Genomic DNA, 13,878 nt, shown 5'->3' with positions numbered 1-13,878 from the left:
GCGACCACGATGTCAGACCTTGGTCGGGATGGCGGTGACCGTGCCGCCGTCCATCACGAACTCGGCCCCGGTCGCGAACGACGACTCGTCGCTGGCGAGGAACACCACGAACGACGCGACCTCCTCGGGCCGGCCGGGGCGGCCGAGCGGGATCGGGATCAGGTCCTCGGGCATCGCATCGGTGGCGGGCGTGCTGATCCGGCCGGGGTGCAGGGAGTTCACGCGGATGCCGTGCGGCGCGAGCTCCACCGCCGCCGACTTGGTGAGCCCGGTCAGTCCCCACTTGGAGGCGACGTACCCGTGCGCCCACGGCGTGCCCCGCAGCCCCTCGATCGAGGAGGTGTTGATGATCGAGCCGCCGCCGGCGGCGATCATCGTGTCGGTGGCGGCGCGCATGCCGAGGAACGGGCCGGTCAGGTTGACGTCGAGCATCTCCTGCCACAGCGCCTGCTTGTAGCGCTGGAGCATGCCGCCGTTGAAGATGCCGGCGTTGTTGAACAGCACGTTGAGGGTGCCGAACTCCGCGACCGTGAGCTCCACGGCCGCCCGCCAGTCGGCGTCCTGCGTGACGTCGAGGTGCACGTAGCGCGCGTTCTCACCGAGCTCCTCGGCCAGCGCGGCGCCCTCCTCGTCGAGCAGGTCACCGATGACGACCTTGGCGCCCTCGGCCACCAGCATCCGCGCGCTGGCGCCGCCGATGTTGCGCGCCCCACCACTGATCAGGGCGACCTTGCCCTCCACACGACCCATGCGTGGCAAGATAGCACCGGCAACTAGAACAAGTTCTAGAAATGAGACGGACATGACCATTCGCGTCGCCCAGGTCGCCACGGGGAACGCCGGCATGCTGACCCTGCGTCAGCTGATCTCCGACGACCGGTTCGAGCTGGTCGCCGTGAGCACCTCGAACCCGGACAAGGTGGGCCGCGACGCGGGCGAGCTGGCCGGGCTCGACGTCACGACCGGGATCGCCGCGGTCGGCGACCTGGACGCGCTCATCGCCGCCCGCCCCGAGTGCGTCGTCTACTGCGCGATGGGCGACACCCGGCCCCGCGAGGCCACCAACGACGTCCGCAAGCTCCTCGAGGCGGGCATCGACGTCGTCGGCTCCGCCCCGGGGACGCTGCAGTTCCCGTGGGGGACGATGCCGCAGCCCGTGATCGACAAGGTCGAGGCCTCGGCCCGGGCCGGCGACGCGACCGTCTACATCACCGGCGTCGACCCCGGCTTCGCCAGCGACCTGGTGCCGCTCGCGCTCGCCAGCACCTGCCAGCGGATCGAGCAGATCCGCTGCTACGAGCTCGCCGACTACGCGACGTACGACGGCACCGAGGTGATGTTCGACCTGATGGGCTTCGGCAGCCCGGTGGACTCCACTCCCCTGCTTTTCCTGCCCGGCGTGCTCGCTCTCGCCTGGGGCACCGCGATCCGGATGATGGCCTCCGGACTCGGCATCGAGGTCGACGACATCGTGGAGTTCTGGGAGGCCGAGCCGGCCCCGGAGTCGTACGACATCGCCGCCGGCCGGATCGAGAAGGGCACCATCGCCGCCCTGCACTTCTCGATCAGCGGCATGGTCGACGGCCACCCCGCGATCGTCGTCGAGCACGTCACCCGCACCCGCGACGACCTCAGGCCCGACTGGGCCCGCCCCACCAGCGGCGGCGGTGCCTACCGCGTCGAGATCGTGGGCGAGCCGTCGTACGTCGTCGACATCGTGCCGAGCAGCGAGCACGGCGACCACAACCACGCCGCGATCGTGGCCGCGTGCGGGCGGATCGTGAACGCGATCCCGGACGTCCGGGCCGCGGCCCCGGGCATCCGTACGACGCTCGACCTGCCGCTGCCGACCGGACGCGGGACCTACGTGGCCCCTTAGGGCGCGAGCTCCTCGTCGACCACGTCGCGGCCGTCGGCGGTGAGCGGGTTGTCGTCGATCGCCTCGACGGCCTCGGTGATCTCGGGCTCCGCGGCGGGCCGGCGGTCCAGGTGGACGCCGGCGATCATGCAGCGCACGGAGCCACCGGCGAGCTCGATCGTCGGGATGTCGACCGAGACGATCGTGCAGGACTTCTCGATCTCGTCGATCTGGTCCTGGCGCAGGCTGCGGTGGGCCTCGGCGGACATCGCCATGATGTAGTTCCGCCGGCCGTCCGACGTGCGCCCGCAGAGCTCGACGGCGTTGCCGGCGAAGTGCCGGACCTGGTCCTCCGTGAGCTCGACGACCGTGCGCCCGTTGACCGTCAGCCGCTCGCGGACCTGCTCGCGACGCTGCTTGTCGGGGATCAGCTCGAGCGCGAACAACGCGACGTCCGTGCCGACACAGCCCATCACGTTGGTGTGGTAGACCGGCACGCCGTCGTGGTCGACCGCGTCGAAGGCCATCGGCTCGTAGCCGAAGTCGGTGCAGAACCGCTCGAGCACGTGCGTGTCGGCGCGGTGGCTGCGCGCGGCGTACGCGACCCGCGAGACGTGGTCGAGGACCATCGCGCCGGTGCCCTCGAGGAAGATGCCGTCGGGCTCCAGGCCGGAGTAGTCGATGATCGTCTGCACGCGGTACTCGGACTTGAGCAGCTCGAGCACGTCGGCGCGGCGCTCGTGGCGCCGGTTGGACGCGTACATCGGGTAGACCGCGACGTTGCCGCCGGCGTGGGTGGAGAGCCAGTTGTTCGGGAACACGCTGTCCGGCCGGGTGTGGTCCTCGTCGGAGAACACATGGACGCGTACGCCGGCCGCGCGCAGCGCATCGGCCACCGCGTCCATCTCGGCGAGCGCCTTGGCGGCGGTCTCGTCGTCGTCCTGACCCGCCGGCACGTCGTGCTGGAAGGCGTTGTCGGCGGCGGTCGCCGGGTTGGGCTTGAATCGCTCGGCGCGGATCAGGATGACCGCGGAAGGGGCCTGGGCACTCACAACGAATGAATGTAAGCGAGGCCCCCGGACAACTTCACATTCACGACGTGCCGATTCCGGCGTTTCGGTTGCAGGGATCGCCCGGACCACGTTGAGTGCCACCATGACGCTGATCCGCGGCACCTCGCTCACGGCCTTCCGTGAGCTGGTCGCGGAGCGCGGCGGTGACCCGGACGCGCTGCTGGCCGAGGTGGGCATCCCGGTCGAGGCGATCGGTGATTACGGGACCTTCCTCGACTTCCCGTCGGTGCTCGTCGTGATCGACCGCGCGGCCCACGCGACGGAGTCCGCCGACCTGGGGCGCGAGCTGGCGAGCCGGCAGGGCATCGAGGTGCTCGGCTCGGTCGGCGCGGCGGCGCGCAGCGCCCCGACGGTCGCGAAGGCGCTGTCGACGATCGAGCGCTACCTGCGCGCCTACGCGCCCGTCCTCGAGGTCGAGGTCGTGGTCACCGGCGACCGCGCGCGGTTCCAGCTGCGCCGCCTGATCGAGGGCTCGATGCTGGCGTTCCCCCACGCGAGCGAGACCGGCGCCGGGCTCTCGCTCGGCGTGCTCCGGCACCTGATCGGGCCGGACTGGTCCCCGCTGCGCGTCGAGCTGGCCCACAGCCCGCTCAGCCCGCTCTCCGAGTACGAGGAGTACTTCGGGTGCGGGCTCGACTTCCTGCGCCCGACGACGGCCTTCGACTTCGAGGCGTCCGTGCTCGACCAGCCGGTGTCCACCGACGCCGAGACCCACGCGGCGATGGTCAGCTACCTGCAGTCGATCGCGCCGTACACCCCCCAGGGCGTGCAGCCCGTCGTCGAGGCGCTCGTACGCCGGCTGCTGCCCAGCGGCCGGACCGAGCTGGGCGTCGTGGCCGACGAGCTCGGCATGCACCCGCGCACGCTGCAGCGCCGCCTCGAGGAGGAGGGCATCACGTTCGCCGAGGTCGTGCAGCAGGTGCGGCGGCGCACGGCCGAGCAGTACCTGCGCGACTCGGACATGTCGCTGCGGCACCTGGCCACGGAGCTGGGCTACCTGGAGCAGAGCACGTTCACCCGGGCCTGCCGCCGGTGGTTCGGGACGAGCCCGCTCGCCTACCGGCGGTCCCTCAGGACCCATGCGGGAGTCACCTGAGACGGTGTGTCGCCGATGCGGGCCCGGGATCCGCACCGGCGTCCACCTCTGCTCGCCGCGGCTTCCGGTAGGACCCGGCCGGCGATGCGGCTGTGGCTTCGGTGCGGCCCCGGGATCCGCACCGACTCCACCCGTACTGCGGTGTTGCGGTGTCACAAGTCTGGCGGCCGACGGATGCGGCAGGCTTGCCACCCGGCGACAGGTTTTTGGCATTTGGCGACAGATCGGGGTCCGCGCGCTGTGTCCTGCGCCACGAACCTTGGTTGACTGACCCCCATGGACGCCAGCGCGTGGGACGCGAGGTACGCCGCGGCCGACCTGGTCTGGTCGGCGGAGCCGAACCGGTTCGTCGAGGCCGAGCTCGCGGACCTCGCTCCCGGCAGAGCGCTCGACCTGGCCGCCGGCGAGGGCCGCAACGCGATCTGGCTCGCGCGGCGCGGCTGGGACGTGACCGCGGTCGACTACTCGCAGGTCGGCCTCGACAAGGGACGCGAGCTGGCGGGCGGGACCGTCGTCCGCTGGGTCTGCGCGGACGCGACCACGTGGGACGAGCGAGCGTCGTACGACCTCACGGTGATGGCGTACCTGCAGGTCCCGGCGGCCGACCGGCGAGCGGCGGTGCAGGCCGGCTTCGCGTCGCTCCGGCCCGGCGGCACGCTGCTCGTGGTCGGGCACGACTCACAGAACCTCACCGACGGCGTCGGCGGGCCGCAGGACGCGGGCGTGCTCTACACCGCACCGGACCTGCTCGAGGACCTGGCGGGGCAGCGCTTCGACACGATCCGCGCCGACCGGGTCGAGCGTCCGACCGACGCCGGCGTCGCGCTCGACGTGCTGGTGCGCCTGGTCAGGCGCTAGCCGGCTCAGGTGTTGGCGCTGGGGTCGTCGACCGGGATCGGCTCGGGCTTCTTCTTGTCCGACGGGTCGTAGAGACCGGCGTCCTCAGCAGCCTGCGCCTTCCGCAGCTGCCGGGTCAGGCTCCAGCCCAGGAGTGCCACCGCCGCGATCAGCAGCAGGAAGATCGCGAACGCCGCCCATCCGGCCTTGACGTCCTCGGCTTCGGGGACCTCGTCGACGAGGCTCACGATCAGGGGAAGCAGCTCCATGTCCTCAGTCTCTCAGGCGGGGGTGGGGATGCCCGCGAAGAGGTCGTCCTCGGGGGTCTCGGACGCGACGTGGCTCACGACCAGCTCGAAGTCCTCGGTCGGCCACGTCTGCACCTGGATCTCCCGCGGGATCGCGAACCAGAAGCCGTCGGGGTCGATCTGGGTGGCGTGCGCGAGCAGCGCCTGGTCGCGCACGCCGAAGTAGTCGCCGCACGGGACCCGGGTCGTGACGCGGGCGTCCCACTCGGGCTCGTCCTCCCAATCCTTGAGCCGCTCGGCCCACGGGGACTCGAGACCGTGCTCGAGCATCGCGTCGTGGATCGCCTGGATCCGGGCCTTGTTGAAGGAGTGGTGGTAGTAGAGCTTGAGGACCTGCCACGGCTCACCCAGCTCGGGGTAGCGCTCCGGGTCGGCGGCCGCCTCGAACGCGTACACGCTGATCTCGTGGCACTTGATGTGGTCCGGGTGCGGGTAGCCACCGCGCTCGTCGTACGTCGTGAGCACGTGCGGGCGGAACTCGCGGATCAGCCTCACCAGCGGGGCCGCGGCCTCCTCGAGCGGGACCAGTGCGAAGCAGCCCTCGGGCAGCGGCGGCTTCGGGTCGCCCTCGGGCCAGCCGGAGTCGACCCAGCCGAGCCAGTCCTGCCGGATGCCGAGGATGTCGCGCGCCCGCTCCATCTCCTGCCGACGGATCTCGGTGATGTTGGCCAGGATGTCGGGGCGGTCCATCTTCGGGTTGAGGATCGAGCCGCGCTCGCCGCCGGTGCACGTCGCGACGTGCACGTCGACGCCCTCGGCGACGTACTTGGCGGTGCTGGCGGCGCCCTTGCTCGACTCGTCGTCGGGGTGAGCGTGGACATGCATGAGCCGGAGCCCGGCGCGGGAGGGGTGCTGCGTCACCCGGCAATCGTAGAGGGGCCGCTCCGAGGACCGCCCATCGCGAGCGGTGTCCAGGACGTGCGCTGGCAAGGCGGAGGAGGGAGACGGGACGGAGTCCCGGCGACTGACGACAACGCAGTCCAGCGTGCGTGCTGGGCGGCGCGCAGCGGGGCGGTGCTCGAGTGGCCCCTCGTCAATGGGACCATTTGACGGTGAGCGCGCCGACCGACCTGTCCGACCGGTACGGCGCCCCCAAGCCCTGGCGCCGGGCGGTCCTGATCGGCGTGAGCGTGGCCCTCGCGGGCGCGTTCCTCGGCTGGCTGGGCTGGACGATCTGGGCGCAGTCGACGCCGAAGGTCGAGTCGGAGCTGGTCGGGTTCGACGTCATCGACGAGCACGAGGCGACCGCGGTCGTGCAGATCCAGCTCGACGGCGACGTGGTCGGGGCGTCCTGCCTGCTGCGGGCGTACGCCGAGGACCACAGCGTGGTCGGCGAGCTGCCCTTCACCCCCGAGCGCAGCGGCCTCACCGACCAGTCGATCCGCACCGAGCGGAGAGCCAGCTCCGTCGAGCTGCTCGGGTGCACGGCCGAGGGCCAGAAACGCCCCCGCTGAGCCTTCAGTTGTTACAGTTGCCGGACTGACCGTCCCGCAGGGCCGTCGACGAAACGGCCCGGCGTGAGTACGCACTGCCGTTTTCGCCGGCACCGGGCGGGGCACTGAACGACGACGACGGGACGGATCCGTCGTACCTCGAGGTAGCAGGAGTAACCCCATGACGCAGTCGACCGAGCAGGGCACCATCTGGCTGACCCAGGATGCCTACGACAAGCTCACCACCGAGCTGGAGGACCTCAAGGGTCCCGTGCGCCAGGAGGTCATCGCGCGCATCGCTGCGGCCCGCGACGAGGGCGACCTCAAGGAGAACGGCGGCTACCACGCGGCCCGCGAGGAGCAGGGCAAGCTCGAGGGCCGGATCCGCCAGCTCGAGGACATGCTGCGGCGCGCCGAGGTCGGCGAGACCCCGGCCGACGACGGCGTCGTCGAGCCCGGCATGAAGGTCACCTACAAGTTCGTCGGCGATGACGACGACGAGGCCGAGACGTTCCTGCTCGGCGCCCGCGAGATCGAGCCCGAGGGCCTCACGGTTTACTCGCCGTCCTCGCCGCTCGGCTCGGCCATCAACGGCCGCAGCAAGGGCGACACCGTCAGCTACCTCGCGCCGAACGGCAAGGAGCTCCAGGTCGTCATCCTCGACGCGGTGCCCTTCACGGGCTAGCGGAGACGCGTCAGCGGATCCGCTGATGGCGGTCGGGCGAGCGGCACGGCTGAGCTCGCGACGTCGCGACCCGCGTGTCGGGGCCCAGTGAGCCAGCGCGTCGGCACTCAGTCGTAGACGCGGTAGCCCCGCTCGCGCAGCCGGTACAACAGCTGCTCCGTGTGGGGCTCGCCGCGCGTCTCCAGCTGGAGGTGCACCTCCACCTCGTGGAGGTGCAGGGACGGCGAGATCCGCTCGTGGACGACCTCGAGCACGTTGGCCCCGACCGCGGAGATGTCGCCGAGCAGCTCGGCCAGCCCGCCGGGCAGGTCCGGGATGCAGACGCGCAGGTTGAGGTAGCGCCCGGCCGCGGACATGCCGTGCCGGATCACCTTGCCGAGCAGCAGCGGGTCGATGTTGCCGCCGGAGAGCACCGCGACCGCGGGCGTCTCGAAGGCGTCGGGGTGGTCGAGCAGCGCCGCGACCGCGGCCGCGCCGGCCGGCTCGACGACCATCTTGGCGCGCTCGAGCACGGCGAGCACCGCGCGGGAGAGCGACTCCTCGGAGACGGTGACGATCTCGTCGACGTGGTCGCGCACGGCCGCGAACGTGATCTGGCCGGGCAGCCCGACCGCGATGCCGTCGGCCATCGTGCTCATCGACTCCAGCTTCACCGGCTGACCGGCCGCGAGCGAGGCGGGGTACGCCGCGGCCTGGGCCGCCTGGACGCCGATCACCCGCACGTCGGGGCGCAGCGCCTTCACCGCGATCGCGACGCCTCCGAGCAGGCCGCCGCCACCCAGCGAGACCAGCACGGTCTTCACGTCGGGCGCCTGCTCGAGGATCTCGAGCCCGCACGTGCCCTGCCCCGCGACGATGTCGGCGTGGTCGAAGGGGTGGATCAGCACCGCGCCCGTGCGCTCGGCGAACGCCGTCGCCTCCGCCAGCGCGTCCTCGAGGTAGCGGCCGTGGAACGACACGTCCGCGCCGTACCCCCGGGTCGCCTTCTCCTTCGGGATCGGTGCGCCCTCGGGCATGAAGATCGTCGCCCGGATGCCGAGCATCTGCGCGGCGAGCGCGACGCCCTGGGCGTGGTTGCCGGCCGACGCCGCGACCACCCCGTGCGCGCGCTCCTCGGGCGAGAGCCGCGAGATCCGCAGGTAGGCGCCCCGGGCCTTGAACGAGCCGGTGCGCTGGAGGTTCTCGCACTTCAGCGACACCGGGCCGCCGGCGAGTGCGGAGAGCCAGCGCGACTCCTCCATCGGCGTCTCGATCGCGACACCCCGGAGCACCTCGCGCGCGGCCTGGATGTCGGCGAGACCGACGGTGGGAACCTCACTCATCGCGGTCCTCCTCCTGCTCGACGTCCACGATGGCCCCGGTCTCCTCATAGTCCTCCGCCAGCTCCTCGACCGGGTCGTCGCCCGGAGAGGTGTTGGCGGCGAGGTGCTGGATGACAGCGTTCAGCGACGCGGCGAGCGGCACGGCGACGAGCGCGCCCGCGATGCCCGCGACGATCACGCCGCAGCCGATCGCGATGATCACGCCGAGCGGGTGGACCGAGACCCACCGGCCCATCAGGAACGGCTGCAGGATGTGGCCCTCGATCTGCTGCACGAGGATCACGACGCCGAGCATCAGCAGCGCGGTGATCGGTCCCTGGTCGACCAGCGCCACGAGCACCGCGACGGTGCCGGCGATGGTCGCCCCGATCATCGGGACGAACGCGCCGAGGAACACCAGCACGCCGATCGCGAGCACGAACGGGACCTGCAGGATCGCGGCGCCGATCATGATGCCGATCGCGTCGACGGCCGCGACGATCACGGTGGCCCGCACGAACTGGGTGAGCGAGATCCACGCGACCCGGCCGGAGCTGTCGACGTGCGGGCGGGCGGCGCGCGGCGCGATCCGGACCATCCAGGCCCAGATCCGCTCGCCGTCGGCCATGAAGAAGTACGTCGAGAACAGCACGATGAAGAAGCCCGCGAACACGTGGCCGACGGCCGTGCCGACCTCCGTCACGCTGCCCGCGTCGATGTTCGCGCCGGCGTCCTCGAGCGACTGCTGGGCGCGGTTCAGCCACTCGTTGATCTGCGAGTCGCTGGCGTGCAACGGCCCGTCGCGCAGCCAGTCGCGGATCTCGCCGAGACCCGCCGAGGCCTGGTTCGCGAGGTCCGAGCCGCCGGTCGCCACCTGCTGGCCGGCGAACGACAGCATCGCGACGACGAACAGGATGCCCAGGAGCACCACGACCAGCGCGGACAGCCCGCGCGGCAGGCCGACCCGTTGCAGGCCGTCGACCAGCGGGATGGCGAGCGCCGTGATCAGCAGCGCGATCGCGACCGGCACGGCGATGACCGCGAAGAACGCGACCAGCCAGAGGATGACGTACGCCGCCACCGCGATGACCAGGAGCCGCCACGCCCAGGCCGCGGCGAGGTCGACGCCCCAGGGGACCTGGGCGCGGGTGAAGTTGGACGCGCCGCCGGTGACCGGCGCCGGGTGCGAGCGGCGCTCGCGCTCGGCGCGACCCGCGGACCACTGGTGGGCGAGCCGCGCCGTGATGCGCTCGTCCGACTCGTCGCCGGCGCCCGGCCGGTGCCGCAGGTGGATATGGGGGAGACGGCGTCGATGACCCGCGTCGTCGTCCGGACCGACCTCAGGGCCGTCAGCGTCGTTGCTCACGGCGACAGGCTAACCGCCAGCATCCGGGCGACCTCGGGATGCTCCGCCGCGAGCAGTCCGACCGCGGCGAGGACGTAGTCGGCGTCCACCACGACGCGCGGCGCGCGCGGCAGCTGCCAGCCGCCGTCGATCTCGCCGGTGCTGCCGGAGAGCACCCGCTCCGCGACGCCGGGGCGGCCGTTGCGCAGCACTCCCCCGGACCCCACGAGCAGGTCGACCTCGCGCAGGTCCTTGCCGGTGCGCTCGACGACCCGGCCCTCGGGGCTGACCACGACCTTGCTCCGGCCGGCGTGTCGCCGCAGCGCCGTACCGACCGCGAGCCGGGCGATCGCCTCGTCGGCGTCCCGCTCGGTGTCGTCGCCGGGCAGGAAGCCCGGGTCGTCGTGGCGTCGCTGCGCGGCGGCCGCGAGCTCGGGGTGCTCGGCGACGGTGGTGAGCGCGGACCAGCGCATGCCGAGATCACCCTCGACCGTGCGGGTCACCCGGGTCGTGGCGACGACCTCGCGACCGATGGAGTCGGGGTCGAGGTCGACGACCGAGTGGACGTCGGTCGTGGCGCCACCGACGTCGACGACCACGACGTCGCCGGCGGTCTCGGCGAGCAGCTCGACCCCGGTCAGGACGACGTCGGGCGTGGCGCCGCGCACCATGCTCGTGAAGTCCGCCCGCCCGCTGAGGTGCTTGCCGCCGATCACGTGCGCCAGGAACACCTCACGGATCGCCGCCCGCGCCCCCTCGGGGGCGAGCACGCCGATCTTCGGCACGACGTTGTCGGTGAGGACGTGCGGCAGGTGCTGCAGGATCGCCGCGACCTCGGCCTGCGCGTCGACGTTGCCCGCGACCACCACCGGGCCGCGCCACGTCGTGGCCAGCTGCCGGGCGGCCTCGAGCAGCACCTCGCTGTTGCCGCCGTCGGTGCCGCCGGTCAGCAGGACGACGTCGGGGTCGTTCAGGTCGGACAGGCCGCCGGACGCCATCGCGACGACGCTGACGACCTTGCCGCCGCTGGAGAGCGCGACCCGGCGCCCGGCCTCGGCGGTCACCAGCTCCTCGTTGCCGACGACCGCGATCCGCAGTCCGCCGCCGGCGCTCGAGCAGGCCAGCACCTCGGCGCCCGCGGCCCGCGGGTCCTGCTCGGCCAGGGCGATCAGGCAGGCGTCGTACCCGTCGAGGACGTCCGACTCGATCGTGGTCGGGTGGCTGGCGGAAGCGACGATGCGGCCGCCGGCCAGGTCGACCAGCACCGCCTTGGTGAACGTCGACCCGAAGTCGACGCAGACCACCGCGCCTTCGGTGTCGACAGGCTCATCCACCGAGCGCGCGCTCGAGGTCGGCGATGAGGTCGTCGGCGGTCTCGATGCCGACGCTGAGCCGGACCAGGTCCGCCGGGACCTCGAGGTCGGTGCCGGCGACGCTGGCGTGGGTCATCCGGCCGGGGTGCTCGATCAGCGACTCGACGCCGCCGAGGGACTCGCCCAGCGTGAACACCTCGGTGCGCTCGCAGACCTGCAGCGCGTGGGACTCGCCGCCGGTGACGCGGAACGACACCATCCCGCCGAAGCGCTTCATCTGCCGCTGCGCGACCTCGTGACCGGGGTGGGTCTCGAGGCCGGGGTAGATCACGTCGCCGACCTTCGGGTGGCTGCAGAGGAACTCGACGACCTTCTCGGCGTTGTCGCAGTGCCGGTCCATGCGGACCGCGAGGGTCTTGAGCCCGCGCAGGGTCAGCCAGGAGTCGAACGGACCGGCCACTGCGCCCATCGCGTTCTGGTGGAAGGCGACCTTCTCGGCGAGGTCGAGGTCCTTGACCACGAGGGCGCCGCCGACGACGTCGGAGTGGCCGCCGCAGTACTTCGTGGTGGAGTGCACGACGGCGTCCGCGCCGAGGGTCAGCGGCTGCTGGAGGTACGGCGACGCGAACGTGTTGTCGACGACCAGCAGCGCGCCCGCGTCGTGGGCGAGGTTGGCCAGCGCGGCGATGTCGCCGATGTTGAGCAGCGGGTTCGTCGGGGTCTCGACCCAGACGAGCCTGGTCACACCGGGACGGATCGCGGCCGCGACCGCGTCGAGGTCCGAGACGGCGGCGGGGCTGTGGTCGAGGCCCCACACCTTCTCGACCTTGTCGAACAGGCGGAACGTGCCGCCGTACGCGTCGTCGGGGATGACCACGTGGTCGCCGGGACGGCACACGCTGCGGATCAGGGTGTCCTCGGCGGCCAGGCCGGAGGCGAACGCGAAGCCGCGCTCCCCCTCCTCCAGTGCCGCGATGTTGCCCTCGAGCGCGGTGCGGGTGGGGTTCGCGGAGCGGCTGTACTCGTAGCCGCCGCGGAGACCGCCCACGCCGTCCTGCTTGTAGGTGCTGGTCGCGTAGATCGGCGGGATCACCGCACCCGTCGCGGCGTCCGGCTCGTAGCCCGCGTGGATCGCACGCGTCTCGAAGCCCGACTTGTTCCTGTGCTGCTGCTCGCTCATCCTCCGAGGCTATCTGCCTGCGGGTGTCACCGGTCAGCCGGTGAAACCCGCAGCCGGGAACGGAACGGCCACCACCGGTGTTGGAGACTGTGCAACATCACTCCGACAGAAGGAGAGTCCGTGTTCCTCACCCGCAAGGCCCAGATGGTCGCCCCGGAGCAGACCCTGCCGGGCCGCACCGAGCGGAACTTCCCGCTCGCCGAGAAGCACCGCGTCCTGGACGCGCCGCTGGTGACCGAAGACATCCCCGACGGCTACGAGGTCGCGTTCTTCGGCCTCGGCTGCTTCTGGGGCGCGGAGGAGATCTACTGGCAGGTCCCGGGGGTGTACTCGACCTCCGTCGGGTACGCCGGCGGCACCACGCCGAACCCGTCGTACGACGAGGTCTGCAGCGGCGGCACCAACCACACCGAGGCGGTGCGGATCGTGTTCGACCCGACCCAGGTGAGCTTCGCCGACCTGGTGAAGACCTTCTTCGAGGTGCACGACCCGACCCAGGGCTTCCGCCAGGGCAACGACGTCGGCACCCAGTACCGCTCGGCGATCTACTACACGACGCCCGAGCAGGAGCAGGTCGCCCGCGAGCTGACCACGGTGTACGGCGACGAGCTGAAGCGGCGCCGCCTCGGTGACATCACCACCGAGATCCGGCCGGCCGCGGAGACGCCGTACTACTACGCCGAGGACATGCACCAGCAGTACCTCGCGAAGAACCCGTTCGGCTACCGCTGCCACGCCAACACCGGCGTGAAGTTCCCGGCGACCGCCTGACCTTCACCGATGGGTCCCACGTCATCGACGTGGGGCCCATCGTCGTCTCCGCAGGCCATTGAAGAACTCGAAGGGGGCAGACGCGCGGGTCGCGGCAGATCCAATCGTTCCCCGCCTATCCCAGTTCGATCCGCATCTCGACGTTGTCGGGCAGGTTCCTGAAGATGGCGAGGTCGGAGGTGACCTCACCCATCTTCGTGAGGGTGGGAACGGAGCTGGTCTCTTCGTAGATGACGGTGATGCTGTCCATCGGGTTGTAGTAGACGAGGTCGCCGGGCTGAACGTCGGTGTAGAACGGCCCCGTCTCGGTCATCGGCGCCGCCAGCTCGGTGATGAACTCGATGTTGTAGTTCCGGTACCAAGGCAGCGTGACTGGGAGCGTCTCGATGAAGTCCTGGGAGACGTCGCTGTCGTTGAGCGTGGCTGTGACGGTGCGGCCGCCGACGGTGATGGTGATGGGCGTGCCGGACGTGTTCGCCTCAGCCGTCTTCGCCGGCCCGGAGGTCATCGGGCTCGCGGTAGACGTGTTGCCGGCTCCTGTTCCGGTGGACGTGGGGCTGGAGGCAGTGCTGGGCTCGTTGTCACTAGTCGAGGAGCATGCGGCGAGGGCGGACAGGGCGGCGGCGGTTGCCAGCCACGCGGGGCTCTTCATGGGACTGGTGTGCTTCATGGGCATGG

The 13,878-nt window shown here is 71.4% G+C and carries 15 protein-coding genes; 6 read left to right on the top strand and 9 right to left on the bottom strand.

Annotated features, from left to right (window positions below):
* Window positions 1-12: 12 nt before the first annotated feature.
* A complete protein-coding gene (locus tag MJ604_RS14395; RefSeq protein WP_243059186.1) occupies window positions 13-750 on the bottom strand; it encodes an SDR family oxidoreductase in 738 nt (245 codons plus the stop codon).
* 52 nt (window positions 751-802) lie between these two features.
* Between MJ604_RS14395 and MJ604_RS14390 the strand changes: the two genes are divergently transcribed.
* The gene (locus MJ604_RS14390; protein ID WP_243059185.1) at window positions 803-1,879 is read left to right on the top strand and encodes a diacylglycerol kinase; all 1,077 of its coding nucleotides are present in this window, start codon (window positions 803-805) and stop codon (window positions 1,877-1,879) included.
* Here MJ604_RS14390 and ctlX read toward each other — a convergent pair.
* Window positions 1,876-2,910, bottom strand: a complete 1,035-nt coding sequence (ctlX, locus tag MJ604_RS14385) for a citrulline utilization hydrolase CtlX (RefSeq protein WP_243059184.1) — start codon at window positions 2,908-2,910, stop codon at window positions 1,876-1,878. The genes MJ604_RS14390 and ctlX overlap by 4 nt on opposite strands.
* A 103-nt stretch (window positions 2,911-3,013) precedes the next feature.
* Between ctlX and MJ604_RS14380 the strand changes: the two genes are divergently transcribed.
* Together MJ604_RS14380 and MJ604_RS14375 are read left to right on the top strand one after the other, a co-directional pair.
* Window positions 3,014-4,027: an AraC family transcriptional regulator gene (locus MJ604_RS14380; RefSeq protein WP_243059183.1), complete on the top strand. Its 1,014-nt coding sequence runs from the start codon at window positions 3,014-3,016 to the stop codon at window positions 4,025-4,027.
* A gap of 276 nt (window positions 4,028-4,303) precedes the next feature.
* Entirely contained in the window at window positions 4,304-4,885 is a 582-nt protein-coding gene (locus MJ604_RS14375) for a bifunctional 2-polyprenyl-6-hydroxyphenol methylase/3-demethylubiquinol 3-O-methyltransferase UbiG (protein WP_243059174.1), read from the top strand.
* 5 nt (window positions 4,886-4,890) lie between these two features.
* Here MJ604_RS14375 and MJ604_RS14370 read toward each other — a convergent pair whose 3' ends face one another.
* A complete protein-coding gene (locus tag MJ604_RS14370) occupies window positions 4,891-5,133 on the bottom strand; it encodes a hypothetical protein (protein WP_243059172.1) in 243 nt (80 codons plus the stop codon).
* Window positions 5,134-5,145: 12 nt separating this feature from the next.
* Entirely contained in the window at window positions 5,146-5,997 is an 852-nt protein-coding gene (gene mca / locus MJ604_RS14365) for a mycothiol conjugate amidase Mca (protein ID WP_243059462.1), read from the bottom strand.
* A 227-nt stretch (window positions 5,998-6,224) separates the two neighbouring features.
* On the opposite strand from mca, the gene MJ604_RS14360 reads away from it, so the two are divergent.
* Together MJ604_RS14360 and greA are read left to right on the top strand one after the other, a co-directional pair.
* Window positions 6,225-6,626 carry a DUF4307 domain-containing protein gene (locus MJ604_RS14360; protein ID WP_243059170.1) on the top strand — a complete coding sequence of 134 codons (402 nt, stop codon included), beginning with the start codon at window positions 6,225-6,227 and terminating at the stop codon, window positions 6,624-6,626.
* Between the two features lie 160 nt (window positions 6,627-6,786).
* Window positions 6,787-7,290 (top strand): transcription elongation factor GreA, encoded by a 504-nt coding sequence (gene greA, locus MJ604_RS14355; RefSeq protein WP_243059169.1) that lies wholly within the window; start codon window positions 6,787-6,789, stop codon window positions 7,288-7,290.
* A 107-nt stretch (window positions 7,291-7,397) separates the two neighbouring features.
* Here the strand turns inward: greA and ilvA are convergent, their stop codons facing one another.
* From ilvA to MJ604_RS14335, 4 genes are read right to left on the bottom strand one after another with little or no spacing between them, the layout of a single operon-like run.
* Window positions 7,398-8,612 carry a threonine ammonia-lyase gene (ilvA, locus tag MJ604_RS14350; protein WP_243059167.1) on the bottom strand — a complete coding sequence of 405 codons (1,215 nt, stop codon included), beginning with the start codon at window positions 8,610-8,612 and terminating at the stop codon, window positions 7,398-7,400.
* Window positions 8,605-9,957 carry an AI-2E family transporter gene (locus MJ604_RS14345; RefSeq protein ID WP_243059165.1) on the bottom strand — a complete coding sequence of 451 codons (1,353 nt, stop codon included), beginning with the start codon at window positions 9,955-9,957 and terminating at the stop codon, window positions 8,605-8,607. Before MJ604_RS14345 ends, ilvA begins: the two co-directional genes overlap by 8 nt.
* Window positions 9,954-11,270, bottom strand: coding sequence for a glutamate mutase L (locus MJ604_RS14340; protein ID WP_243059164.1), 1,317 nt, complete (start codon window positions 11,268-11,270; stop codon window positions 9,954-9,956). Before MJ604_RS14340 ends, MJ604_RS14345 begins: the two co-directional genes overlap by 4 nt.
* The gene (locus MJ604_RS14335) at window positions 11,263-12,429 is read right to left on the bottom strand and encodes a cystathionine gamma-synthase (protein WP_243059163.1); all 1,167 of its coding nucleotides are present in this window, start codon (window positions 12,427-12,429) and stop codon (window positions 11,263-11,265) included. Before MJ604_RS14335 ends, MJ604_RS14340 begins: the two co-directional genes overlap by 8 nt.
* 120 nt (window positions 12,430-12,549) lie before the next feature.
* Between MJ604_RS14335 and msrA the strand changes: the two genes are divergently transcribed.
* Window positions 12,550-13,200: a peptide-methionine (S)-S-oxide reductase MsrA gene (gene msrA, locus MJ604_RS14330; protein WP_243059161.1), complete on the top strand. Its 651-nt coding sequence runs from the start codon at window positions 12,550-12,552 to the stop codon at window positions 13,198-13,200.
* Between the two features lie 115 nt (window positions 13,201-13,315).
* Here msrA and MJ604_RS14325 read toward each other — a convergent pair whose 3' ends face one another.
* Window positions 13,316-13,852: a cyclophilin-like fold protein gene (locus MJ604_RS14325; protein WP_243059160.1), complete on the bottom strand. Its 537-nt coding sequence runs from the start codon at window positions 13,850-13,852 to the stop codon at window positions 13,316-13,318.
* Window positions 13,853-13,878: the final 26 nt, after the last annotated feature.

Origin of the sequence: Nocardioides sp. SR21 (assembly GCF_022761125.1) — a bacterium.
In the GTDB taxonomy this organism is placed as follows: Bacteria; Actinomycetota; Actinomycetes; order Propionibacteriales; family Nocardioidaceae; genus Nocardioides.
Note: the sequence above shows the minus strand (reverse complement) of the source record. Positions and strands in the feature narration are given on the sequence as shown.